Genomic DNA, 23,548 nt, shown 5'->3' with positions numbered 1-23,548 from the left:
AATTACAAATGAATTTATTTTTAGTCGAATCAACAATTAACGAGGTTACATCAAAAGAGGCATTTTCAGCTTTGGTCGAGAAAATCCACGCAACAGAAGGGATTGTGGTCGTTGAAGTACAAGTAGCGAAAGACTTTTCACGTAGCTATTTCATCATTGAAGCAACAGATGGAGCGGCGGCAATAAAGGCGATTGTTTTACAAAATATAATCATCGATTTAGTAAAAGAAGTGCGTTTAATCGGAAAAGAATTAGCGGAAGTAAAAGCGGGTGTTGAGCAAGTAAACTACTTAGTAGAGTGGGAAATTCCAGCAGAAATCACAATGGAAAAATATTTAGAGCGTAAAAAGAAAAACTCTGTGAAATATGAAGAAGTACCCGATGTAAAATTTTCTCGCACGTATGTGTGTGAAGATATGACAAAATGCTTATGTTTCTATGATGCACCAGACGAAGCAGCGGTAAAACGTGCACGTGAAGCCGTATCAACACCGATTACTTCATTAACTGAATTAGCGGATTAATAGGAAGGATGCGGTGACAATGGCTATCGATACAAATCACCTACAACAGATCATTGGGAAAAAATTAAAACCCGTCGTTAAAAAAGTAGATGAGCAGGCGCATTATGCAGAAGATTATATACTCGCGCTAAGTGAAGCAGGTTTTTTCAATTCTGCTGGTAAAGAGCAGGCGACGATTTTACAAGATGGGGCAGCCGTTGTGCGTGAAACGGCAAAAGTTTGCATGACAACAGCGTTTTGTATTTGGTGCCATTTAGCCGCATTAACGTACTTACGCACGAGTAAAAATGAGCATTTGCAGGCAATGATTTTACCAAAGCTTGAGCAAGGTGAGCTGCTCGGGGCTACCGGTTTATCAAATCCAATGAAGCATTATTCTGGGCTTGAAGAATTGCTTTTAACAGCACGGCAAACAGCAGAGGGCTATATGATTAACGGGGTTTTACCGGCTGTTTCGAATTTAGGGAATCGCCATTATTTCGGTGCCATTGCTGCATTAGGAGACCGAGATGTTATGGTACTCGTTTCAACTAATACACCTGGTCTAGAGCTGAAAGAAAAAGTAGGTTTCATCGGTGTTAATGGGAGTGCGACTTATACGTGTAAATTTAATCAAGTATTTATTCCTACGAACCAAGTTATTGCAGAGGATGCGCGCGCTTTTTGTGATGAAATTCGTCCTACTTTTATTTATTATCAAATTCCACTTGGTCTTGGTGTAATTGCAGCGGCTGGAGATGGCATTGAAAAAGTAAAAGCTAAGCAAAATGGTTGTAATGACTATTTACAAGTGCAGGCAAGGGAGTTATTTGCGCAGTATGATCGCCTAAATGCGGAATTGGAGCATGCAGCGCGGCAGGTGGATTTAAAAGAAGTTGTTAACATCCGTTTGGAAACCGTGCAAGCTACATTAGCAGCAGTTCAAGCAAATATGATGCATAACGGGGCAGCGGGTTATGTAGCAGGTAGCGTTGCCTCGCGCAAATTACGTGAAGCGTATTTCTTTGCGAATTTAACACCAACTGTTCGTCATTTAGAGAAGTTAAGGGCGAGTTTTTAGCGTTTTGCTCCTGGTGTATGGGGAATTTTACATTGATGAAGAGCTCTTCATGGCTACAGCTGTGAGGAGCTTTTCATTTTAATTGAAATATGGTAATATTAAGAAAGATTAGATGGACGGAGGTGAGAAGGATGATGAAATTAGCTATGACGACAGGTGTAAAGGTAGATACAGCGATGTATTTTGCACGTGTCATTACTTTTGATTTTGCGCTCAACGGGATAAGTGTGCCCTTTTTTAAGCAAATTCAATAGTAAACCGTAGCTGATTGACGTCATTCTTTTCACAAATTGTGGAAGACTGCTCAGTTAATGAGTGGTCTTTTTTGTATGCATTTTCAGCTACGCAATGGAGGCGTAGATTTATGCAATTAAAAGCAGAAAATATAACGATGATAATGGGTGGCAACACCATCTTTAAAGGACTTTCATTTGAAGTAAAGGCTGGAGAACGTATTGCGATTGTTGGTCGCAATGGTAGTGGGAAAACGACATTATTTAAAGTGCTGGCAGGTATTGAGCAACCAGATCAAGGCCGTGTCATGAAAGTAAAGGGGAAAACAATTGGATATATGCATCAAATTCCTGCCTACACAGATGTAACTGTCTTTGATGTATTGTCTGAGGCATTTACAAAGTTACATGCTATAAAAGCTCGTTTAGTAAATTTGGAGCAGCGTATGCTTACGGATACTAATGAGAAAATTCTTCTTCAGTACGGAGATTTACAAGAGCAATATATGGCTAGTGGTGGTTATGAAATAGAAGCGAAAATTTCTTCGATTGCAAATGGATTAAAGATTACGAAACTATTAGAACAACCATTTGTAGCTTTAAGTGGTGGCGAAAAGACGAAGGTGATGCTCGCGCAAATTTTACTAAAGCAGCCAGATATTCTTTTGTTAGATGAACCGACTAACCATTTAGATTTAGCTGCTATTGAATGGTTAGAAGATTATTTGCATTATTTCAAAGGTGCTGTCGTTGTCGTTTCACACGACCGTATGTTTTTAAATAACATCGTACAAAAGGTTGCAGAAATTGAAGATGGCGATATTTGGATGAGTAAAGGCAACTATGATGATTATCTTCAGCAAAAAGAAGCAAAACTAGCTGAGCAGTTCGCAGCTTATCAAGAACAGCAGAAAAAGATTCAAAAAATAAAGGAGGCAATTCGTCGCTTACGTCAATGGGCAAATGAAGCTTCTCCTCCAAATCCAGATTTATTCCGAAAAGCGAAGGCGATGGAAAAAATGTTGGAGCGAATAGAATTAGTGAAGAAGCCAAAAACAGAGAGAGCAATGAATTTACAATTAAAAGCGGATGATCGAACAGGAAAAGAAGTGTTTGTATTACAAAATATTACGCATGGTTTTGAACATGATTTTTTATTCATGGATTTGCAGCTGTCGGTGTATTATCAGGATCGATTAGCGATTGTTGGCAATAACGGGACAGGAAAATCCACATTATTAAAAATACTGTTAGGTGAAATAGTACCACTTGATGGAGAATTAAAACATGGGAGTAACTTAAAAATCGGCTATCTCGCCCAGCAGTTTGACCAATTTGATGGCAAACAACGACTTATCGATGCGTTTCGAGAGGAAGTATCACTGACAGAATATGATGCACGGCACATGCTGGCACGATTTTTATTTTACGGCCACGACGTGTTTAAAAAAGTAGAGCAATTAAGTGGTGGCGAAAAAATGCGACTGCGTTTAGCGCAGCTAATGGTACAAAAATGCAATGTACTCGTACTAGATGAACCAACGAATCATTTAGATATTGAATCGAGAGAAGCGTTAGAGGAAGCACTTGAACATTTCGAAGGAACAATTGTGACAATTAGTCATGACCGTTTCTTCTTACAAAAATTATTTACAAAAACGGCTTGGTTAGCAAATCAACAATTAACCTTGCATGAAGGTCCATTTAAGTGGGCGAATTTAAAACAAAGGGAGTTACAACAATGAATAATATTGATGCTTATTGGCAGCATTTTTGCGAGCAAGAGGACTTACAAAACATTCGCTATACAGAAGCATTTCAATTTGGAGAGAAAGCAGATTGGTTAGCAAGCTTAGTGCTAGATGGAACGAAACGTGCGACGTGTTCAAGTTATCCTTTATATGAAGTAGAAGGCGATAAACTGCCGGTCGTCGGTGATTACCAAATCATTTTGAATAGTAAAGATGAACCTGTTGCTATTATTAAGACTTATTCAATTGAAATATATCCATTTAAAAATGTGCCGGTTGATTTTGCATTACAAGAGGGTGCGGGTACGTATGAAGAATGGAAACAAGCACATATAGCATTCTTTGACCGAATATTGCCTGAATATGATATGGCGTTTACGGAAGACATGCTCGTTGTCTGTGATCGGTTTGAAAGAGTATATCCTAAATAATTGTAGTTGGATGATAGAGCAACTTTTAAAGTGAAAAATAGCAACGGGCGCTAGGTTTACGCCGGTTGCTATTATCTTTAGATAAAATATAAATGTAAATGTAAGTTCCATTATCAAATAGAACCCCGTGCACTCTATTATTGTTCAAATGGAAAATTAAACACCTGCTCTTCTCCACTAACCATATCTTTAATTTTATAAATATTAGCAAATACTTCATTTTCCCCAAGTACAATCGTCTTCTGGATATTTTCGCGGTTGGCTCGCTCCATTGCCTTTCGTACCTTTTTACCACTGAGCTCAACCTCAACTTTATAGCCATCATTGCGTAACTTTGCAGCTAAAATCAGCGCCTGCTTTTTCATATCGATTGGAATAATGTAAATATCGATATCCGAGGAATTATTCACTATTTTCCCTGTTAGCTCCAAAGCTGTATAAATAACATCTAATCCAAATGAGATTCCCACTGTTGCGTATGACTGATCAGTACCAAGTAGACCACCTATTGCATTATCATAGCGTCCGCCACTACCGATGCTTGATTTTATGCTTCCGTCTGCTAAAAAGATTTCATAAATGGTTCCTGTATAAATTTCGAGCCCTCTTGCTAAAAATGGATTGAAAATGCATTCTAGTTCAATGCCTAGAGCAGATAAATAGGCAGCTAGTTTTGTTAACTCCTGCACTCCTTGTTTCACAAATTCATTAGTAAAAGTATAGGATTCAAAGTATTTGAGTGTTGGTTGTGCATCTAAAAATTGCTCAATTTCCTGCAAAGTCTTTTCTGAAAGCTCAATCTCTGCCAATTCCTTCACTAACATTGCTCGATCAATTTTCTCCATTTTGTCTAAAATTAAAATAACACGATTCATTTTTTCCGATGGCACGTTAAATAACGTCAACATTCCGTATAACAATTTGCGGTTATTGTATTGAATCGTAATCTTTACATCTAACTTCTTAAATGCGTCTACTGCCATCATCATTAGTTCGGCTTCTGCTGCTTGGGATTCTACACCAACAATATCAACATCACATTGCGTAAATTCACGGAAACGCCCAGCCTTAATCGGACCGTCGCGAAAAACCTTGCCAATTTCATATCGTTTGAATGGCATTGAAATAGTCGGATTCATTGCGATTATTTTGGCAAAAGGAATTGTTAAATCATAACGCAATGCTAAATCCCTTTCTCCACGGTCTGTTAGTGTATACATTTCCTGTAAGATTTCTGAACCACCCGCATATTTGGAAGCCATTAGCTCGGTGTAGTTAATAATTGGCGTCTCTAACGGTTTACAACCATACGAAATGAAAGTGTCTTCTAGCGTCCTACGAATTTTACGACGAACAACTTCCTGCTTCGGCAAATAATCTTGAGTTCCACGTACATTTTGATAATCCATCTTTTTCATCCTAACGACCTCCTTATTTTTGGGAAACAAAAAAATCGTATAGTCATAAAGCTCCTAAATCGGCTTTATTTATACGATTTCACGAAAAATAGTCTTCCTATTCGATATTAAAAAAATAATAAAGATAGCAAGACTATTCCATATGATGATGTGTTGTAGTAAAGGTTTTTCTTGCTGGTTTTAGCATAGTATTACCTCCCTTAAAGTTAAGGGTACTATACAGCAATATCCTTAAAATGTAAAGAGGTTAAATGATATTGGAAGCATAGAAACGAAAAGCGCCCTTCATTTACAAAAAAGTATTCCGTATTTTGAAAACATTATAAAACAGTTTGGCGTTCCTTCCCATTCGGCTGTGAGAGTTCATTTTTGGTAATAAACACTTTTGAAATATTTCATCGCACTGCTTTGTTCTACCATGTTTTGAATAACATTCGTCATGTAATTTACAACAGGCATCAACAGCGTTCGTTGGTTTTCCTGGACCAGAACAGCCGGGACCACAGTATTTATAACCAGGATAACAAAAACCAGTTTTTCTACTTCTGCTCATCATTTTTCACCCTTTCTAAAATGTATTTATACTCTAAAATATGTAATTTTTAATTGTGGAGAAGAGGCTAAAAACTAGAGAAGGTGTGAGAGGGAATAGTAAATTTATCTTAATGTTTTGTTTGGCTCTTATTCTAGTTTGGAGAATAGATTTTAAAGAAAATTTTCAACAAAAGAGGTTATGAGAACGGCTATGGGGAAAATAAAAAGGAGAAACGTTACTAGGAAGGGGGATTCTAAATGCTAAAGTTTATGGCAAGTTTCGGTGTGACGTTGTTATTGTTAGCTGGCTGCTCGAAAAAAGATCAACAAACTGTGATGGAAATAGGGCAAGCAAAGGGAGTAAATGTAGCAGAGGTAATCGCACAAAATTTACAGGCACCATGGGCTATTGAAAAAATAGAAAACACTTTTTTCATAACGGAGCGTACGGGGGCAATTGTAAAAATCCAAGATGATAAAACGGTGCGCCAAAAAGTACAACTTAAACAGCACTTATCAACAGCGTCAGAGGCAGGGTTACTTGGCTTTGTATTAGCACCGGATTTTGTAGATTCAAATCAAGCTTTTGCCTATTATACGTATGAAAAAGGGAGCGAACAATTTAATCGTATCGTTTTGCTGCAGCTTAAAAAAGATGTGTGGTATGAAGAAAAAGTACTCATAGATAAAATTCCAAGTGGAACGTATCATCACGGAGGGCGGTTGAAAATAGGACCAGATCGCAAGCTTTATGCAACGACTGGTGATGCATCAAACCCAGAGCTTGCACAAGACAAACTTTCGCTTGCTGGTAAAATATTGCGCCTTAATATAGATGGCTCAATTCCTGACGATAATCCGTTCGATCATTATTATATATTTAGTTATGGACACCGCAATCCTCAAGGACTTACTTGGACGGCAGATGGGAAAATGTATGCAACGGAGCATGGGCAAAACGCGAATGATGAAGTAAATGAAATTCAAGCAGGTAAAAACTATGGTTGGCCAATTATTGAAGGTAGTGAACAACAGCAAGGGCTCGTTACACCAATCTTCACGTCTGGTGCAAGCACAACTTGGGCTCCATCTGGCATGGTGAGTGCTAATGGGGAATTATATGTAGCGGCATTAAGAGGGACGGCCATTTTAGCATTTGATATACAAACGCAGGATGTACGCACGATTATCAATTATGTTGGGCGGATTCGCGATGTTTGGATAGAAGGGGACACGTTGTATTGGATTACTAATAATACGGACTGTCGAGGTCAAGCAAGTAAGGTAGATGACCGATTATTTAAATTAGAGTTATAAAGGTTTAAATAAAAGGGATCAACACCGAAATTTGTTCTTGAAATAAATTTGCACAACCTTTTAGTATTTGCGGTCGTTATAGTAGCTTTAAAAATTGAAGTTATGGGTTAGTTTGGGATGAATTACAATGGAATCTTTTTTGGAGCAGGGAAATTGGCTGGTAAATGAATAAATTTGGCGAGTAAAACGTGGTTTGGCTAGTTACTACACTAATTCGGCTAGTTTTCGATGTATTTTGGCGAGTAACGTTTGAAAAGTGGCGAGTTTAAACGGTTTAATGGCTAGTTTACGGAAAAGTTTGGCTAGTTACTGCGTGAAAATGGGGAAATCTATTGAAGAATGATCATGATAGAGGATTATTTAGCTACTGCCTTGAATGGGTTAAAAGAGTATTCATTTGAATTTGTCGAATTAGTTTATTGGAAAGGGGGTATGGAAAGTGAATATCGTAACAGTCATTTTGATGACAAGTGCCTGGTTAATCATTGGGGCACTGGCTTTTAAAATTTACCGCCAACAACTGGAGAAACCGATTTGGTGGAAGGTAATAATAGCTATTTTAGTTGGATTATTTTCATTTTCCTTTACGTTCTCATTGTTAAAGCAAGCCGTTCAAATTGCTATTTTACCGTTAGGATTATGGCTGCTCTATGGGATATTAAGGTGGCGAAATAGCTGGGAGAAATATCGGAAATATGCTTGGTTAGGGTTCTTTGCAAATTATCTTTTCTTTACATTTACAGTAGGCGGACTATTTATTCATCAAGCCATTTATCCTAAAGGAAATATTCATACATATATAAGCGATTTGTCCGAAGCAAAAATAATTCCTACGCACCCATCCGCTAAGGGAAATATACAGTTTGAACTAGATGCATTCCAAAGAATAGAGAGTTTTAAGGAACATCATTTTTTTAGTGATGAATGGTATAGGGAAGTATATGGAGGGGAGGATGGAGTTCATAATGAGCGCTTTCCTTATTTAGTAATAGGTTCTAATGCAAAATGGGGTAGTGGTTTTACACCGCTTATTTACATCGAACGCGATGGCAAAGGGATATTAATTACGACGAGAAATGATCAAATGTATTTTAAATCTGAGCAATCGATCATTGGTGAGGTGAGCACAGATGAATAAAAAACGGATTATTATAATTAGTTTGGCAGTAGTCGTGAGTTGCATCATCTATTATTTATATTTCACAAAGCCCGTACAATTTTTAAATGAGCAGCAAATTTTGGACGAAATGAGTGCATCGAATGACCGCATCAAGGTGGAGAAAATCGAGGAAATTATTAAGCTAGATGAGGAGCATTATTTCGTACCTTTTGTAAGGGAGAATGGGCAACTGGGAATGAGTTATTATCGTTGGTCAAGGGCGAAGTGGCGTTTAATTTCATTTGGCTATAATAAATTTGCAGAAGTATGGCAGCTCGATAAAAATGCGCCAGAAACGAAATATATTGTGTGGCATTACCCGCCGGATGAAGTGGATTACATGAAATTGTATTTAATGAATGACCGTTATTATAGTATTTCGGGGGATGATAGTTACTATGAACCGAAAACGCAACTTGTGGAGAAAATAGGTGAGGGCAAAAATTATGGCGCGTTAAAAATTCCAGAAGACTTTTCAACGATCATAAAAGCGCTTGAACTTCCTTATAACAATGGATCTGACTTTTTTGGCATGTTTAATGTAAGACACACGTATTATTTAGGATTAAATTTCTTTAAAGGGGGAGAGGAAACATATCCAGAAAGCTCGGGAAGTGCTACCCATTATATGGATAAATATACGAAGGGGAAATTTGATTACCTTCTTGTTGTAGGTAAGTCGCAATTGGAGTAAGTACGATAAGCCGTACTAAAATGAAAATCTAGTACGGCATACACGTTATGCTTGGCGTTCAAAGGCAAGCTTAACCCCCAATGAAATTAACACAATGCCGGTAATTTTATTAAAAACGGATTGTACAGATGGGCGTAAAAACCACGCGCGGATAATGTTTAGTATGTAAACGACTAACACAAGCCAAATAATCGAAATCGCGATTAATATTGCCGCAAGCATGAGTAGTTGCGGGGTAACGGCTGCGTCTGTATTAATAAATTGCGGCATCAATGTTACATACAGCAATAATGTTTTCGGGTTCAGTAAATCGGTCACAATTCCTTGTGTAAAACAATGGCGATATGTTTTTTCAGGAATTTGTATATGTTGATCCTTTATCAATAAATCCCCCATTGAGGACTTCTTCGCGAGTAATGCTTGAATACCTAACCAAATTAAATAGAGCGCACCTAAATATTTGATGATTGTAAATAACACAATTGAACTTGCCACAACCGTTGCGAGACCAAGCACTGCGAGTAATGTCCAAATAAATAGTGCTAAAATGATGCCCAACGTTGTAAAATGACCTGCATTTTTGCCGAAGTTTAATGTATTTTTTGTGACGAGCAAAAAGTCGACGCCTGGGATGACAACAATTAATGTAGCAATCATCACAAACACCCAAAGATTTTCGATCATTGTTTCACCTCTGTTTTTCAATATGAATTGAACTATATCATAATGACAACAGTTGTAAATGGTTTTTTCGGAATAGATTTAATATTCAAAGTGGGTCAAGCAGATAGCTTATTAGTTTCTCATCAAGGGTAATAAATATTGATTGATGCGGGAGAGGGGAAATTGGACGACGCGAAAAAGAGATGTTGAATTTAGTTCGGACTGTGAAGAAATAGAAGTGAAGGAGTGGAGGGATAATGAGGAGCCTGTATCGAGAGTCCAGTAATTAAAATAAAGAAAACGCCATTTTTCAAATACACTTATTGTATTTGAGAAGTGGCGTTTTTATTGGAAATTTGTTTAGGATTGCTCCCAAAATAATTCATCTAGTGTTTTATTTAATGTTTTGCAAATGGCGATACACACACTCAATGTAGGGTTGTATTTGCCAAGTTCAATTAAACCAATTGTTTGGCGTGTAACTCCAACTTTTTTTGCAAGTTCTTCTTGTGACAAGTCCATTTCGATACGAGCCATTTTTAAGCGTACATTTTTCATTCCATTTCACCACTTATCTTCATCATCTTCAAGCATTTTATCATTAATTTGCTTGCTTTTTTTAATAGCTGACTGGTGGCTTGTGTATAAAACCACCGCTAAAAAAGGCACATAAATAATTAACGAAATAAAAAATACCATAAAGAAATATTCAAGTGCTTGTGTGTTATTGTCTGCGTAATTGATGGCACTATTTAATCCCATTGCTAGAGCGATTACTACACCACAAAGGATACCAAGAAAGATTGTTTTCGTGCTAAAGCGGTATTTGCTGTTGGCATCATGGATCTCAACCTCTTCGGATAAAACGCCGCTATACATCCCACGAAAACTATAATAAATGCCACATGCTGCTAAAATGACAAGCTCCGTTGCCACATGTTCAACCCCTCGGCCATAAATTACTGTTTTGGCAATTAATGAAATAAAGCAGATGACAGACACGATATAGTAAATTTCACGATAAATTTTGTTTTGCGTATTTTGGACGCGTTCATCAATGACTTTACGTTTGAACAACCCCATAAATAATTCCTCCCCATTCCTTTTGTTAATTTTATTATACAATATAATATGCATAATGCAATTTATATGTGACATTTAGGAATATATTTTTGTCTTTTCGGAATTATTTTAGTGTTGATTTGGGGAGTAATGGTGAAAATGAATCTCCAAATTTTTATGAAAGTTCTAGAACAGTTGGAAGTAGATTCATTTGATAATACTTTAATCGCGGATATCAACCTATCAATGATAGGAAAGTAAAGCGTAGAAGTGAAAGGGGGGAGGGAGAAGGATAGCCGCTAATTTTTATATTAGCGGCCTCTTAGGTTGGAATGATTTACTACATGTTCATAGTTTTTGCTTTTGCTTTTGCTGTATCCACAATCAATCCTTGCACAGTTTCAATATCCACATTGCCACCAGAAATAAGTGTGACGATGTTTTTCCCTTGCATATTAAGCTTATTATAAAGCGCGGCTGCGACAGTTGTGGCACTTGAAGGTTCGATTAGTTGCTTTGTACGTTCGAGCACAAGACTAAAGGCCATACGAATTTCGTCCTCACTTACGAGAACTAAATCATCTAAATATTTTGCTAGCACTGGAAACGTTAAATCACCGGGTTGGTTTGTTCGTAAGCCATCTGCAATCGTATTTGTTGCAGGAATCGCAGTAATTTTTTTGTTTTTTAATGATAAATATGTATCATTCGCTAGCTCAGGCTCAACACCAATTATTCGAATAGCAGGGTTTGTTTCTTTTACCGCGGTTAAAATACCTGAAATTAAGCCGCCACCTCCAATTGGTACAATGATGGCATCAATGTCATGAAGCTGCTGTAAAATTTCAAGCCCGACCGTTCCTTGTCCAGCCATAATAAGTGGATCGTCATAAGGGGGAATATAGATGCCGTTTTGTTCATCGGCAATTTGCTGTGCCCTTGGCAGACGTTCTCCAGACGTAGTTCCACACTTTTCAACCTGCCCATTGTAACCAAGGATGGCATTAATTTTGCATTGGCTCGCGTTTTCAGGCACAACAATGGTTGAAGGAACGCTGTATTTATTAGCAACGTAGCTAACCGCTTGCCCGTGATTGCCAGATGATGCGGTTGTAACATGCTGTGCGCCGTTTTCAATCGCATGGATGACCATATTACTTGCCCCTCGTATTTTAAATGAACCAGTTTTTTGTAGGTGTTCTGCTTTAAAAAATAACTGATTGCCACATAAATTCGAAAGTTGCTCTGATTGAAGAAGTGGCGTTTCATAGACGACGTTTTGTATACGCTGTTTTGCAACTTGAATATTTTTTAATGTAATCATCGTTTATCCCCCCTTATTTAATTGCGATTATAAAATCAATTTCAACGGGTGTGTTGCTAGGTAATGTCGCGACCCCAACAGCAGTGCGCGTATGGCGACCTTTTTCACCAAAGATTTTTTCGAGTAGAGCAGAAGCTGCATCGAGCACTTTTGATGGCTCATAAAAGTCAGTTGCTGCTTGAACGTAGCCCGTTATTTTAAGGATTTGTTCGACCTGATCGAGTGAACCAATCTGTGCCTTCAAACAGCTAAGACCTTTTAACACACAGTATTCCGCGAGCTCACTTGCTTGCTCGATTGTGACATCTTGTCCAACTTTACCGGGAAACGGAATCTGTCCATTAATACGCGGTACTTGTCCGCTAACATACGCAACATTTTGATGAATTGTTATAGGTACATAATGGTAAAGTGGAGGTGTTGCCTCAGGTAGTTGTAAGCCTAATTCATGTAGGCGCTGTTCAATGGTATTCAAGAAAAAAACTCCTCTCGATATCGTATTGCTTCATTTACATTCAAAACAACACACCCGTTTAAGGATGTGTTGAGAGGAACTTTATTTAATAACACCGTGTAATTGCAACGCTTGTAAAAATACATCGCCAATATGCAACATCGACTTTTCATCCACGTCAAATTTTGGATGATGATGTGGATAAACGGCATTGATAGATGGATTGCCACCTCCGACAAAGAAAAATGTCCCCGGTTTTTCTTGTAAATAGTAGGTGAAATCTTCTGCACCCATGCGTGGTGGTACATCAACGATTTGAAGCTCAGGCAAATGAATTGAAACGGCTTCACGTAATGCGGCTGTTTCATTTGGGTGATTATAAACGGCATCATAACCGCGCGTATACTTGAAATTAAGCTTGGCATCATATTGAATTTCAATGGCCTTGCATAAGTTATTTAATTTTTGCTCCACCATATCGCGTATTTGTGGATTAAATGTACGCACAGTTCCCATTAAATAAGCTTTGTCTGGAATAACATTGCCGACCGTACCACTTTCAATTTTTCCAACTGTAATAACTGCTGATTGAATTGGATCGGTATTGCGGCTTACGATTGGCTGTACTCCAAAAACAAATTGTGCTGCTGCAACAATCGGGTCAATCGTTTCATGCGGAGATGCACCATGACCGCCTTTCCCTTGAATTGTTAGCTCAAAAAAGTCTGCCGCAGCCATTGCGTAGCCTTCACAAAATAGTACGGTACCCAGCTCGCTCCAAGAAGAAACATGTGAACCGTATACGTAATCTACACCATCTAAGCAACCAGCCTCAACCATCGCCTTTGCACCACCTGGAACAACCTCTTCAGCAAACTGGTGGATGAACACAACGTTTCCGTGCAATGAATCACGGGCATCAGATAGTGCTTTTGCTAAGCCTAGAAGCGCGGCAGTATGAATATCATGACCACAAGCATGGCTTACCCCATCAATTTTGGATTTATAGGCAACTTCCTTTTCATCCTGAATTGGCAGTGCATCAAAATCGGCACGTAATGCAATCGTCGGACCGTCAAATGCGCCCTTTAAGAAACCAACAACCCCATTACCACCAACATTTTCTTTTACTTCAATGCCAAAGGATGCAAGCTTTTCTGCAATTAACTTTGGTGTGTTCACTTCTTTAAAGGAAAGCTCCGGATACATGTGTAAATGTCTCCGAATGTCGACCATTTCATTAAAATTCGCTTGTAGTTTTTCTGCAATACTCAATACATACACCCCTTATTAGTAGTTGGACTTTGGAAAATGCCCCGATTCTCCCTATATATGATTTTATCAGAAAATTGAGATAAGGTGCTATAATAAATGGTAAAGATGTTCTTTAATGAATGAGGTGGGGAAATGAGCGGACGGAAAAAGGGCATACTAATTGTGCTGGGATGCGTTACGTTACTAGGACTGTTCTATTATTTTGTGTTTTCATCGTCAGCTGTTTTAAAAAATGTGTCACACTCTCGCGGTTATAATGTACACGTATCAGAAAATACAATTCCAGTTGAAATGTTTATCGCACCAGAAATGTACGATATTGAAATGGGTAGTGAAAAGGTATTGAATGAAGTAATGTACGACGAGCATCATACTAAAATTATTTTAGAATGGGTACATTTGGATGAAGATGAGTTATCCTTTAGTTTTACGACAGATCATGATTTACCATTATTAGAAGGGAATTTTTTGTATAGCGGTATACTTCATCCAGGTGGTTCAATTACTCGTAATTCTGGACATAGTAATTATGAAGCGACAACCCCGAATAATGAAACTTTACAAATTGGGCAAACAGGCAGTGGACCAAACTCAGATTTTGGATTTGCTCTCCGTCAGCCACCGTTGGAAATGCTACATGAAGGATTTACGGTGCGTTATTATGGCATGTATTTGCATGAATATCAATTGAAGTGGAAATAGGCGACCGGCAATGAAACGTTATTCAATTTATAACTTTTACTCAATGGAGGCTGCTAGTTATTCGGTTGTAGGCGACATGGAAATAAAGAATATAAAACGTATTTTTAAAATCCGCGACAGGCAAAGTAGCTTGTACGCGGATTTTTTTACGGAAGAAGCTTAATCGTTGAGTTAACTTCTAATAACTTTTTTACAAATAATTCTTTATCTTTTGGTGAAACGAGTGTTACTTGCATATCTGGATCAAATGTAATTTCAATTCGGTCTATAGACATTGCTGGCGCAGACAAAGGATTTTTTGATGGGCGCAAGCTACGGATTTGTGCAATAGTAATCTTTGTTTTTGTAATCCCACCATGGACGATTAACTCATTACCAATAATGACGTATTTTGTACCGAAAAATAACGTAGCCAATAGTGCAATTAAAGCAATTGTAACAACTATTATAACGATATCAGGCTCCGTAATAGCTCCATAAACCATTAAGGCAGGAACGCAAATAAAAATAGCCGCCATCCAAACATCAACTTTTGATTTAAATACCATAGGAAAACCACCTTTAAATACTTCAATTTTACCATTTTCCTTGTATAAGGAAATAGTTGCTACTATTAAAAAACTTTAATTAAATACATTGACCCTAGAGTAAGCTTCAATGTTATCGTTGTATGGAGGTGATGAATATGCAAATAAAAGCGTTCTCGAAAAAGTTCAACGTTCCAATAGATACAATTCGTTATTATGAAAAGGAAGGTTTACTTCAACCGAAAAGATTGGAAAATGGCTATCGACAGTACGATGAAAGCTGTGCGGATCAATTAAAAATGATTATTGTATTAAAGCAGCTTGATTTTACGTTGCAAGAAATATATCAGTTAAGTGGTTTGAAGATGGAGCAAATTACACCAGAATGTAATCAAGCAACGGTGTCTATATTCAATCAAAAACTGCAGCAAATAACGGACAGAATTGAGTTTTATCAACATGCGATGCAAACGCTTGAAATGGCCAAACAGTTAATCCAAGAGGAGAAGTATTCGGAAAATCAAATGATTATTAATCAATCAGTAGAGGAACTTTTTAATCGAAGTCATCTAAAGGATGTGCGATATGATTAAACTATTCATCCGAGTGGAATATGGCATTGCCTTTTTACTGTTATTGTTTATTTATATGCGACTAGATTTTTCACTTTGGTTATTTTTCATTTTATTATTAGTGCCGGATTTAACGATGGTTGGTTATGCAATGAACAAAAAAATCGGTGCTGTCATTTATAACTTTGGTCATACTCTCATCATACCGTTCCTTTTATTAATCGTTTCGTTTAGTAGTTCAAATGAGTTAGTAGTAATGTTCTCTTTAATTTGGACTGCGCATATTTTGATGGATCGTTGCTTTGGATTTGGTTTGAAATACGAGGATACTTTTAAAAATACGCATCTGCAACGTATATAAACATATTGTACCGGGGATATAAACAGCAATAAGATTCTACCGTCACTCACCAAATGCAGAAAGCTCTAGAACTACCAGACTTCAAGGTACTAGCTTGCATAAAGAACTTTCTAACTTATACACTCAAATGTATTTATTCATTATACAAATTCCGCAAAGCCTCCCCACACAACACAACCTCATCCATCTGTGTAGCAGCTCCAAAGGATATCCTAAAAAATTGCCGCGCTTCTGTGATCGTTTTGCCCATTGCTAAAATGGCTTTCGTTCCTGAAGCGTTGTTTATATCACACGCACTGCCAGTTGAAATATGGAAATTTTGTTCATTGAGCTTGAGCATAACCAATTGTCCTTCCATACCAGTTTTGCAAATGCCGACAATATTCGGTAACTGACTTTCTGCTTGTCCTTCAATTACTTGAAACGCATCTCCCGGTAGCATGTGTAGGAGATTTTCACGTAATTTCCATTGCTTGTCCATATCATATGTATACTGTTCCACTGCGACAGCAAAAGCGACTAACGCGGGCGTATCTAATGTTCCGCCGCGTAATCCACGCTCATGCGTTACTCCTGGGAAAATAGGTAAGGCACGTACAAATGGATTTAAGTAAACCGCACCGCAACCTTTAGGACCGCCAACTTTATGCGCGGAAACAGAAATTGCATCTGCAAGGCGTGCATCAAAAGAGACAACTAGCTTACAAAATGATTGAACGCAGTCGACATGATATAAAATGCCGTGAGCTTTTGCGAGTTGTGCAATTTTCGCAATCGGTTGGATTGTTCCAATTTCTGAATTGACATGCTGAATCGAAATTAATGTTGTATCAGGACGAATCGCTTTCTCCAAAACATTCATATCTATGACCCCGCCTGCTGTTAAAGGCAGACGAGTTACCTCAAAACCTTCTCTTTCTAACGTATTCATCGCCGCGTGGACAGAAGTATGCTCCGCCATGGATGTAATAATATGACGTCCTCTTTTTTCACTACGAGCTAAAGATAAAATGGCTACAATATTTGCCTCTGTACCGCTCCCTGTAAAGATCACCCCATCTGAATGCACGCCAAGTTTGCGAGCAATGACACCTCGTGCCCAAGCTACCGCACTCGCCGCTTGTCCACCTGCATCATGTAAACTCGAAGGATTTCCGTATATTTTTGTTGCTACTTCTACATAAGCATCTATCGCTTGCTTCGTCATCGGTGTAGACGCCGCATAATCTAAATAAGTCATTTATTTTCCCCGTTTCTAAAAGATAAGAAATACTTGTCTATTTCTCTATTTTATGCAAAGATGTGTGTCAAGACAACTGTAAAGTGGGTGCGTTGTATAAACATTCAAACAGACATCGTCATACTTGGAGGTGGCATTGCAGCATTGCAAGCCGCACAAAAACTTGGGCATCATTTTAAGGTTCATCTATTAACAAAAGCTGATTTTACAATGAGTAGTTCTTATAAAGCACAAGGCGGAATTGCAGCCGTTATGACCGCCAATGATCATCTGACATTACATATAGAAGACACACTAGCTGCGGGTGAATATCATCATCATGAAGAAAACGTAAAAACTTTAGTAGAACACGGTGCGAATTATGTAAAGCAATTATTGAACAATGGGTTTCCTGCTGATTATACAGATGAAGGGGAATTATCGCTCGGTTTAGAAGGGGCGCATAGTAGACACCGAATTGTACATGCAGGTGGCGATGCAACGGGGGAAAAAATAATTGACTATTATATAGAAGGTTCCCGTAAAATACATCAACTTGTCATGAATACGTATGAATTTGCATATGAACTGTTATTGAATTGTGATGGGGAATGTTGCGGAGTGCGTGTCAAAACAGCAGAAGGGGATAAAACATATTACGCCTCGTATATTATTTTGGCTACAGGTGGGGCAGGTGCTTTATATAGCTGTACATCCAACCAATCAAATAGTTACGGGGATGGCATTGCTTTAGCTTACTTAGCGGGTGCAGAAGTAACGGATATGGAGTTTGTCCAATTTCATCCGAGCCTCCTGTATGTAAATGGGGCACGTGGTCTAGTTTCGGAAGCTGTTCGAGGTGCAGGTGCACGATTTGTAAATCGTCATAATAAGCCAATTATGGAAGGCAAACATCCATTAGGTGATTTGGCTCCACGTCATATTACCGCATATGAAATGTATAAAATGCGTGCAGAAGGCGAAGAGGTATTTCTCGATATTTCAATGATTGAATCTTTTGATAAGAAATTTCCGACCATTACAAAGCTTTGTCAAAACGAGCAAATTGATTTAACAAAGGGCAAAATTCCAGTGGCACCGGGCAGTCATTTTTTAATGGGGGGCATTGTAGCAACGGCAAAAGGTGAAACATCCATTCCCCGGTTATTTGCGGTTGGTGAAGTTGCTTGTACTGGTGTACATGGTGCGAATCGTTTAGCGAGTAATTCTTTATTAGAAGGGATTACGTTTGGGCATTTAATGGCGGAACATTTAGTACAAACCGGGACAAAACAGCGTAATTTTATGTTAGTAGCGCGTCCAGTAGCAACGGATTTTCCTCCACTTTTACAAAAGGAGCAGTTGCAAAAATCGATGTTGGAAGCAGCGGGGATTGTACGTTCTACCGAGGCATTGCAAATTTTATTGGCACAACTCCGGACAGCTTGGCAGCAAATAGACTTATCCAATGCTAATCAAGAACAGATTGAGCTGTATTTTATGCATGTGACCGCTTCGTTAATTGTACAAGCAGCACTTTTAAGAACAGAATCACGCGGGGCACATATCCGAAGGGAATATAAGCAACAACAGTCAGAATGGGCAAAAAAATGGATTGTCTTTCAACAAGGCAATGTGAATGTGAGGGATACTTTATATGAATACAATCAAATTAAAAGAGATGTTAAAGCAGTTTTTCAATGAGGATATAGGGGATGGGGATCTTTCAAGTGAGTCCATATTTAGTGCGATAGAGCAAGGGGCTTTCACGTTTTACGCCAAACAAGAGGGTATTTTTTGCGGCAAACAAATTATTGAAATCGGCTTTCCTTTACTGGACCCGAATTTGCACGTAACAGTTTTCAAAGAAGATGGTGAAAAAGTTCAAAATGGGGAGCAAATTGCCCGTATTGAAGGTTCTTTACGCAGTCTTCTAACAGGAGAGCGTGTCATTTTAAATTGTATTCAACGTATGAGTGGCATTGCGACACAAGCATATGCAGCTGTGCAATTAACGCAAGGAACGGATGCTCATATTTGTGATACGCGTAAAACGATTCCGGGTTTACGAATGCTGGATAAATACGCTGTACGTGCAGGTGGTGCATACAATCATCGCAGTGGTTTATATGACGCGATCATGTTAAAGGATAATCATATATCTTTTGCTGGTGGGATTACTGAGGCAGTTCAAACAGCACGCGGGAAAATCGGACATACCGTGAAAATCGAAGTAGAAATTGAAACGAAAGAGCAATTAATCGAAGCCATAGCAGCAGGTGCGGACATTATTATGTTTGATAATCGTACACCAGAGGAAATTAAAAACTGGCTACCACTTGTACCAGCACATATCGCAACGGAAGCGAGTGGAGGCATTACACTCGACAATTTACGAAGTTACGCACAATCCGGTGTGCAGTGGATATCATTAGGTGCACTAACACATTCGGTTACTGCGTTAGATATTAGTGCACTAGTAGAACAGAAAGGAGCGGTGACAATTGGTGCTCGCTAAATTTATGGATAGTTCCATGCTGCCGGAACAATATAAAACATTAACAAATTCAGAAATGAAAAATCGCATTCATGCAATTAAAGAAAAATTAGGTGAAGATTTATTTATCCCAGGTCACCATTACCAACGGGATGAAGTCATTCAATTTGCGGATACGGTAGGGGACTCTTTGCAGCTTGCGCAAGTAGCAGCGGCGAATAAAAAGGCAAAACATATTGTTTTTTGCGGTGTTCATTTTATGGCAGAAACGGCGGATATGCTAACGGAAGATGGGCAGGTTGTTTATTTACCAGATATGCGCGCGGGCTGTTCGATGGCAGATATGGCGAATATTTATCAAACGGAAGAAGCGTGGGTAGAACTACAAAAATTATTTGGCGATACAATTATTCCGTTAACATATGTCAATTCAACTGCGGCAATTAAAGCATTTACAGGGCGCAATGGCGGGGCTTGTGTCACAAGTTCCAATGCCAAAACACTTGTAGAGTGGGCATTTACGCAAAAGGAACGTCTTTTCTTCTTACCAGATCAACATTTAGGGCGTAATACGGCGTTTGATTTAGGTGTTCCACTTGATCAAATGGCGATATGGAATCCGATTAAAGGGGAACTGGAATTTGAAGGGGACGACATCGAACAAATTAAAGTAATTTTATGGAAGGGTCACTGCTCTGTGCATGAAGGCTTTACCATTTACAATATTCGTGAAGTGCGAAAAAAGTATCCGGACATGAATATACTTGTACACCCTGAATGTTCACGAGAGGTTGTGGCACTATCAGATGACTTTGGCTCTACAAAATACATTTGTGATGTCATTGATAATGCGCCCGCTGGATCAAGCTGGGCAATCGGTACGGAAATGAATCTTGTGAAGCGTTTAATTGCTAATCATCCCGACAAGCATATTATTTCATTAAATGAGAATATGTGTCCGTGCTTAACGATGAATCGAATTGATTTGCCGCATTTGTTATGGGCGCTTGAAACAATTGAACATGGGAAACAAGGAAATGTTATTGAAGTGGATGAGCTGACAACGCAAGAAGCAATTTTATCGTTAAATCGGATGTTGCAGCATAGTTCTTAATTTACGTGGTAGACGGATATAAATCAAAATGTGACGGATAGCCACAAAAAAGCTTAGAGGAACCGTTCCCTAAGCTTTTTCCTATTAAAAATTAAATTTTTTCAACAAAAATCGTTCAATCATTTCCACACACTTATACATAATCGTTGCCAAAATCACAATCATAATAAGTGATAAAAACACGAGATTGAAATTGAAAATTTGGAAACCCGAAATGATTAAATAGCCAAGCCCCTTTGACGAAACTAAAAACTCACCGACAATGACCCCAACCCAGCTCAATCCGACATTTACCTTTAACGTGGATATAATTGTTGGGATGGAGGCAGGAAGAACGACATGTTTAAATGTTTGAGCCTTACTCGCATTGAATAGTTGCATAACTTTTAAGTAATTTTCATTTACTTGTTGGAATGCAGAAAAAATGACAATTGTTGAAACGATGACAGAAATGGAGATTGCCATCACAATGACTGATAAAACGTTCGGACCAAAAATAACGAGAATCATTGGCCCAAGCGCGACTTTTGGCATCGCATTTAAAACAACGAGGTACGGATCCATAACTTTTGCGACAGTTATAGAGGACCACAAGGAAATGGCAATTAAGGTTCCTAAAAGTGTGCCTAACAAAAATCCGATAACGGTTTCCATTAGTGTGAACCATACGTGAGGGAAGAGTGTAGCGTCCATCACTTTTGTGACAAGCAATTTCGCAACGGCAAGAGGGCTACTAAAAATGAGTGGATCGAGAATTCTGTAGTGTGTAGTGATTTGCCAAAATAGAAAAATTAGGACGAGTAAAAGTAGTTGAAACAGCAGTATTTTACGTGATTCAAGCCGCCGCTTTCGTTTAAATTGTTCATGTAACGTTTCCGTATCCATTGGCTTCAAGCTCCTTCCAAATGGTTTGGAATATAGGTTGGTATTCTGGGGCGTTTCGTGCATCGAATGGTACTAAATTTCGTATTTCGTCCGGAATGGTAAAGGACTTGAGAATGGTACCAGGTCGATTGCTAAACAAGTAAACTTTATCGCTCATTGCAATGGCCTCGCCGATATCATGAGTGACTAAAATAGCGGTTTTAGAAAACTGCTTTAATGTTTCGGAAACAAAATTCTCTAGGTCGAGCTTCGAGTGGAAATCAAGCGCGGAAAAGGGTTCATCTAGTAGAAGCAATGTTGGATTCACAGCGAGTGTTCTTGCAAGAGCAATCCGTTGACGCATACCCCCAGATAGTTGCTGGGGGTAGAGTTTAGCAGTATGAGATAGGCGGAATTGCTTTAATAGGTCCTCAACAATTTGCCCTTCATCTTTATTTAAAATCGTCAATCCAAGCGAAATATTTTCCTCAATCGTTTTCCACGGGAATAAAAAATCTTGCTGGAGCATGTAGCCAATGTCAATCGAAGGGGCTTCATGTGTAATAACTCCAGAAGTCGGTTCAATTAATCCCGCGATGATGGAAAGAAGCGTTGATTTACCGCACCCACTTGGTCCAATAAAAGATATAAATTCGCCTTCATTGATCGAAAATGAAATATCTTTTAGTGCAGTTGTATAGGAGTGATCATTAAAAAAATGATGCTGAATATTACAAACGTCAATAAAGGCCATTTATTTCACGACCTTATCAGAAAATGATCGATTTACAAGTTCTTCATATTTTGCATCATATTCAAGTACACCAGCCTCCGTCATGACATTTAAAAGATTTTGGAATTCTTCTTCATCAATGATCGGATCTGTTGCATAGGATTGTTGGTCACGATAGCGTGTTACTACTTTTTCAATAAGGGCAAGGTCCGTATCTTCAAAGTAAGGAGCAATTGATTTCGCAACATCTGCAGCAGGTTGTTCATACACCCAGTTTTGCGCTTTATATAATGCTTTTGTAAAGCTTTCAATCATTTCTTTATCTTTATCAAACTTGCTTTCTTTTGCCATAAACCCAGTATACGGAATACGACCTAGTTCTTCACCGAATGATGCAACGATTTTACCTGTGCCTTGTTGTTCAAAAATACTCGCTGTCGGTTCGAATAATTGCACGTAATCCCCTGTACCTGAAGCAAAGGCGTTCGCAATATTCGCAAAATCAATATTTTGAATAAGGGTTAAATCATTCTGCGGGTCAATATCATGACCTTTCAACACGAATTCCCCAGCCATTTGCGGCATGCCTCCAACACGTTGCCCTAAAAACGTACTACCTTTTAACATCTCCCAATCGAAGTTTTCAACATCTTCCCGTGCTACTAAAAACGTCCCATCTGTTTGTGTTAATTGTGCAAAGTTAACAACGACATCATTTGGATTTTGACCCGCCACATAAATGGATGTTTCAGCACCAATTAATGCGATATCAATACCATCAGAAAGAAGTGCAGTCATCGTTTTATCACCACCAGGAATCGTGGATAATTCGATGTTTAAGCCTTCCTCTTCAAAAAAGCCTTCTTCAATCGCAGCATAGAGTGGTGCGTAGAAAATGGATCTTGTCACTTCACCAATCTTCACATCCTGCATTTCTTTATCGCCACAGCCAACGACTAACATTATGACACCAAATAGGCAGAGGTAACGAATCCATTTCATTCAGCCATCCTTCTCTCTCTTCGTAATATGCCCTATCATATGCCGTATAGAAATGATG

At 38.5% G+C, this 23,548-nt stretch carries 27 protein-coding genes; 14 read left to right on the top strand and 13 right to left on the bottom strand.

What is annotated here, in order from left to right; all coding sequences use genetic code 11:
* Positions 1 to 8 precede the first annotated feature (8 nt).
* From ACQKIH_RS07855 to ACQKIH_RS07835, 5 genes are all read left to right on the top strand, one after another.
* Positions 9 to 524: a DUF4242 domain-containing protein gene (locus tag ACQKIH_RS07855; protein ID WP_427764802.1), complete on the top strand. Its 516-nt coding sequence runs from the start codon at positions 9 to 11 to the stop codon at positions 522 to 524.
* 19 nt (positions 525 to 543) lie between these two features.
* A complete protein-coding gene (locus tag ACQKIH_RS07850) occupies positions 544 to 1,584 on the top strand; it encodes an acyl-CoA dehydrogenase family protein (RefSeq protein WP_427764799.1) in 1,041 nt (346 codons plus the stop codon).
* Positions 1,585 to 1,715: 131 nt separating this feature from the next.
* On the top strand, positions 1,716 to 1,838 hold the full coding sequence (locus ACQKIH_RS07845) for an RAxF-45 family protein (RefSeq protein WP_427764797.1): 123 nt from the start codon (positions 1,716 to 1,718) through the stop codon (positions 1,836 to 1,838).
* A 110-nt stretch (positions 1,839 to 1,948) separates the two neighbouring features.
* On the top strand, positions 1,949 to 3,562 hold the full coding sequence (abc-f, locus tag ACQKIH_RS07840; RefSeq protein WP_427764794.1) for a ribosomal protection-like ABC-F family protein: 1,614 nt from the start codon (positions 1,949 to 1,951) through the stop codon (positions 3,560 to 3,562).
* Positions 3,559 to 3,999 carry an ASCH domain-containing protein gene (locus tag ACQKIH_RS07835; RefSeq protein ID WP_427764792.1) on the top strand — a complete coding sequence of 147 codons (441 nt, stop codon included), beginning with the start codon at positions 3,559 to 3,561 and terminating at the stop codon, positions 3,997 to 3,999. Before abc-f ends, ACQKIH_RS07835 begins: the two co-directional genes overlap by 4 nt.
* 137 nt (positions 4,000 to 4,136) lie before the next feature.
* Here ACQKIH_RS07835 and ACQKIH_RS07830 read toward each other — a convergent pair whose 3' ends face one another.
* Both ACQKIH_RS07830 and ACQKIH_RS07825 read right to left on the bottom strand, forming a co-directional pair.
* Complete coding sequence (locus tag ACQKIH_RS07830) at positions 4,137 to 5,417, bottom strand: histidine--tRNA ligase (protein WP_427764789.1); 1,281 nt, start codon at positions 5,415 to 5,417, stop codon at positions 4,137 to 4,139.
* 289 nt (positions 5,418 to 5,706) lie between these two features.
* Entirely contained in the window at positions 5,707 to 5,970 is a 264-nt protein-coding gene (locus tag ACQKIH_RS07825) for a Parvovirus coat protein VP1-like protein (protein ID WP_427764786.1), read from the bottom strand.
* Between the two features lie 239 nt (positions 5,971 to 6,209).
* Here ACQKIH_RS07825 and ACQKIH_RS07820 point away from each other — a divergent pair, with 239 nt between their 5' ends.
* From ACQKIH_RS07820 to ACQKIH_RS07810, 3 genes are all read left to right on the top strand, one after another.
* Positions 6,210 to 7,268 carry a PQQ-dependent sugar dehydrogenase gene (locus ACQKIH_RS07820; RefSeq protein ID WP_427764783.1) on the top strand — a complete coding sequence of 353 codons (1,059 nt, stop codon included), beginning with the start codon at positions 6,210 to 6,212 and terminating at the stop codon, positions 7,266 to 7,268.
* A 439-nt stretch (positions 7,269 to 7,707) separates the two neighbouring features.
* Positions 7,708 to 8,406 (top strand): hypothetical protein, encoded by a 699-nt coding sequence (locus tag ACQKIH_RS07815; RefSeq protein WP_427764780.1) that lies wholly within the window; start codon positions 7,708 to 7,710, stop codon positions 8,404 to 8,406.
* Complete coding sequence (locus tag ACQKIH_RS07810; RefSeq protein WP_427764778.1) at positions 8,399 to 9,121, top strand: hypothetical protein; 723 nt, start codon at positions 8,399 to 8,401, stop codon at positions 9,119 to 9,121. The genes ACQKIH_RS07815 and ACQKIH_RS07810 overlap by 8 nt, the downstream gene beginning before the upstream one ends.
* Before the next feature lie 45 nt (positions 9,122 to 9,166).
* Here the strand turns inward: ACQKIH_RS07810 and ACQKIH_RS07805 are convergent, their stop codons facing one another.
* The 6 genes from ACQKIH_RS07805 to ACQKIH_RS07780 form a co-directional block, all read right to left on the bottom strand.
* Positions 9,167 to 9,805 carry a LysE family translocator gene (locus ACQKIH_RS07805; RefSeq protein WP_057985500.1) on the bottom strand — a complete coding sequence of 213 codons (639 nt, stop codon included), beginning with the start codon at positions 9,803 to 9,805 and terminating at the stop codon, positions 9,167 to 9,169.
* Between the two features lie 339 nt (positions 9,806 to 10,144).
* Positions 10,145 to 10,342 (bottom strand): helix-turn-helix transcriptional regulator, encoded by a 198-nt coding sequence (locus tag ACQKIH_RS07800; RefSeq protein WP_427764775.1) that lies wholly within the window; start codon positions 10,340 to 10,342, stop codon positions 10,145 to 10,147.
* A 6-nt stretch (positions 10,343 to 10,348) separates the two neighbouring features.
* Positions 10,349 to 10,867: a DUF6773 family protein gene (locus ACQKIH_RS07795; protein ID WP_427764773.1), complete on the bottom strand. Its 519-nt coding sequence runs from the start codon at positions 10,865 to 10,867 to the stop codon at positions 10,349 to 10,351.
* Positions 10,868 to 11,186: 319 nt separating this feature from the next.
* Complete coding sequence (locus tag ACQKIH_RS07790; RefSeq protein WP_427764770.1) at positions 11,187 to 12,170, bottom strand: threonine ammonia-lyase; 984 nt, start codon at positions 12,168 to 12,170, stop codon at positions 11,187 to 11,189.
* A 13-nt stretch (positions 12,171 to 12,183) separates the two neighbouring features.
* Positions 12,184 to 12,645 (bottom strand): RidA family protein, encoded by a 462-nt coding sequence (locus ACQKIH_RS07785; RefSeq protein ID WP_427764767.1) that lies wholly within the window; start codon positions 12,643 to 12,645, stop codon positions 12,184 to 12,186.
* An 81-nt stretch (positions 12,646 to 12,726) separates the two neighbouring features.
* Positions 12,727 to 13,908: a M20 metallopeptidase family protein gene (locus ACQKIH_RS07780; RefSeq protein ID WP_427764765.1), complete on the bottom strand. Its 1,182-nt coding sequence runs from the start codon at positions 13,906 to 13,908 to the stop codon at positions 12,727 to 12,729.
* Between the two features lie 123 nt (positions 13,909 to 14,031).
* Here ACQKIH_RS07780 and ACQKIH_RS07775 point away from each other — a divergent pair, with 123 nt between their 5' ends.
* Positions 14,032 to 14,601, top strand: a complete 570-nt coding sequence (locus tag ACQKIH_RS07775) for a hypothetical protein (RefSeq protein WP_427764763.1) — start codon at positions 14,032 to 14,034, stop codon at positions 14,599 to 14,601.
* A 146-nt stretch (positions 14,602 to 14,747) separates the two neighbouring features.
* Here ACQKIH_RS07775 and ACQKIH_RS07770 read toward each other — a convergent pair whose 3' ends face one another.
* Positions 14,748 to 15,149, bottom strand: coding sequence for a PH domain-containing protein (locus ACQKIH_RS07770; RefSeq protein WP_427764761.1), 402 nt, complete (start codon positions 15,147 to 15,149; stop codon positions 14,748 to 14,750).
* 137 nt (positions 15,150 to 15,286) lie between these two features.
* Here ACQKIH_RS07770 and ACQKIH_RS07765 point away from each other — a divergent pair, with 137 nt between their 5' ends.
* Both ACQKIH_RS07765 and ACQKIH_RS07760 read left to right on the top strand, forming a co-directional pair.
* Positions 15,287 to 15,721: a MerR family transcriptional regulator gene (locus ACQKIH_RS07765; protein ID WP_057985514.1), complete on the top strand. Its 435-nt coding sequence runs from the start codon at positions 15,287 to 15,289 to the stop codon at positions 15,719 to 15,721.
* Complete coding sequence (locus ACQKIH_RS07760; protein WP_057985516.1) at positions 15,714 to 16,061, top strand: DUF4260 domain-containing protein; 348 nt, start codon at positions 15,714 to 15,716, stop codon at positions 16,059 to 16,061. The genes ACQKIH_RS07765 and ACQKIH_RS07760 overlap by 8 nt, the downstream gene beginning before the upstream one ends.
* Positions 16,062 to 16,194: 133 nt before the next feature.
* On the opposite strand, the gene ACQKIH_RS07755 is transcribed toward ACQKIH_RS07760, so the two are convergent.
* Positions 16,195 to 17,301, bottom strand: coding sequence for a cysteine desulfurase family protein (locus ACQKIH_RS07755; RefSeq protein ID WP_427764759.1), 1,107 nt, complete (start codon positions 17,299 to 17,301; stop codon positions 16,195 to 16,197).
* A 60-nt stretch (positions 17,302 to 17,361) separates the two neighbouring features.
* Here ACQKIH_RS07755 and nadB point away from each other — a divergent pair, with 60 nt between their 5' ends.
* From nadB to nadA, 3 genes are read left to right on the top strand one after another with little or no spacing between them, the layout of a single operon-like run.
* Positions 17,362 to 18,984: an L-aspartate oxidase gene (gene nadB / locus ACQKIH_RS07750; RefSeq protein WP_427764756.1), complete on the top strand. Its 1,623-nt coding sequence runs from the start codon at positions 17,362 to 17,364 to the stop codon at positions 18,982 to 18,984.
* Positions 18,938 to 19,798 carry a carboxylating nicotinate-nucleotide diphosphorylase gene (nadC, locus tag ACQKIH_RS07745; protein WP_427764754.1) on the top strand — a complete coding sequence of 287 codons (861 nt, stop codon included), beginning with the start codon at positions 18,938 to 18,940 and terminating at the stop codon, positions 19,796 to 19,798. The genes nadB and nadC overlap by 47 nt, the downstream gene beginning before the upstream one ends.
* A gap of 4 nt (positions 19,799 to 19,802) precedes the next feature.
* The gene (nadA, locus tag ACQKIH_RS07740; RefSeq protein ID WP_427764752.1) at positions 19,803 to 20,891 is read left to right on the top strand and encodes a quinolinate synthase NadA; all 1,089 of its coding nucleotides are present in this window, start codon (positions 19,803 to 19,805) and stop codon (positions 20,889 to 20,891) included.
* A gap of 84 nt (positions 20,892 to 20,975) precedes the next feature.
* On the opposite strand, the gene ACQKIH_RS07735 is transcribed toward nadA, so the two are convergent.
* From ACQKIH_RS07735 to ACQKIH_RS07725, 3 genes are read right to left on the bottom strand one after another with little or no spacing between them, the layout of a single operon-like run.
* The gene (locus tag ACQKIH_RS07735) at positions 20,976 to 21,776 is read right to left on the bottom strand and encodes an ABC transporter permease (RefSeq protein ID WP_057985522.1); all 801 of its coding nucleotides are present in this window, start codon (positions 21,774 to 21,776) and stop codon (positions 20,976 to 20,978) included.
* Complete coding sequence (locus tag ACQKIH_RS07730) at positions 21,754 to 22,509, bottom strand: ABC transporter ATP-binding protein (RefSeq protein ID WP_057985524.1); 756 nt, start codon at positions 22,507 to 22,509, stop codon at positions 21,754 to 21,756. The genes ACQKIH_RS07735 and ACQKIH_RS07730 overlap by 23 nt, the downstream gene beginning before the upstream one ends.
* Positions 22,510 to 23,490 (bottom strand): ABC transporter substrate-binding protein, encoded by a 981-nt coding sequence (locus ACQKIH_RS07725; protein WP_427764748.1) that lies wholly within the window; start codon positions 23,488 to 23,490, stop codon positions 22,510 to 22,512.
* Positions 23,491 to 23,548: the final 58 nt, after the last annotated feature.

This window comes from Solibacillus cecembensis (assembly GCF_050272495.1).
Lineage (GTDB): Bacteria > Bacillota > Bacilli > Bacillales_A > Planococcaceae > Solibacillus > Solibacillus cecembensis.
Note: the sequence above shows the minus strand (reverse complement) of the source record. Positions and strands in the feature narration are given on the sequence as shown.